Origin of the sequence: Ursidibacter arcticus (genome assembly GCF_009761375.1) — a bacterium.
GTDB classification, from domain to species: domain Bacteria; phylum Pseudomonadota; class Gammaproteobacteria; order Enterobacterales; family Pasteurellaceae; genus Ursidibacter; species Ursidibacter arcticus.
This window is the reverse complement of record NZ_LEKM01000043.1, coordinates 1-1,105: the sequence shown is the minus strand read 5'-3', so window position 1 is coordinate 1,105 and position 1,105 is coordinate 1. Positions and strand designations below refer to the sequence as shown.

Annotated in this window: 1 protein-coding gene; it reads left to right on the top strand. The window is 41.7% G+C overall.

The features are described 5' to 3' along the window. Positions 1-1,105 (top strand): hypothetical protein (locus tag A1D25_RS01465; RefSeq protein WP_157393951.1); only part of this gene is annotated, 1,105 nt, incomplete at both ends.

The window sequence follows — 1,105 nt, the reverse complement described above, 5'->3', positions numbered from 1 at the left end:
AACGCAAAACCGGGTGATAAAGTTACCATCACAGCGAATAACGGAAAAGATAAATTAACCTTTATTGTTGATGACAATGGTAATTTAACAAAAGACCCAGCAAACACCAATCCACTAATGGATAAAGCAGAGTTAGACGGCAACACCATCAAGCTACCAGAAGATGTACTTGAAGATGGCTCAAACATCACTGCAGTGGTAACAGATTTAGCTGGCAATTCAATTCCACAGGAATCAGACACAGTAGGTTATGACGAAGCATCAGAAAAACCAACTGAAATTACAGCTGCCCCAATTGATACCAATGTAGTGGCAGACAAAACACCAGAAAACATCAAAGTCACCTTAAAAGGGGATGATGTAAAACCGGGTTCAACGGTTGCACTGACAGACGAAAAAGGCAATGAAATTGCGAAAATCGTTTTAACGCCAGAACATATTAAAGAAGACGGTAAAGCGGAATTAGAAGTTCCACTTAACAAAGACAACCCAATTCCGAAAGAAGTTAAAGCAACGGTACAAGCTCCAGGCAAAGATCCAAGTGCCCCTGCAACAGCAGAGTTACCAAGTTTAGCGGACACCGATGGACTAACAAAAGAGCAACTTCAAGAAAGACACCCAAATGACAAAGGTATTCAAACACCAACAGTTGTGGCTACACCAAATGAAGTGAAAGTGACAATTGATCCGAAAGATACCGAAACATTCACAGTGACTATCGACCCTAAAGCTGAAGATGAAGCAACCAAAGAAGTGGTTTACACCAAACAGCCAGATGGCAGCTACAAGCCTAACGATCCAACGTTCCCTACTTTAGCGAAAGGTGAAGAGACTTTATCTATTCCAAGAGATAAATTACCAAAAGGGGCAAGCGATGTTACTGTTAAGGCTGAAGACATTGTTGGGCATACTGCAGAATCAGCGAAAACCCCAGTTGATCCAATTTTAGAGCCAAGTAAACAGCCAGAAGAACTCACTGTTAAAGCAGCAGACACCGATAAACAAGCGGATAGAAACCCTGAAGAATTTACCATTACAGGTAAAGCAGAGCCTAACGCTGAAATTGTGGCGAAAGATCACGAAGGGAACGTAATTGGCAGAGTTA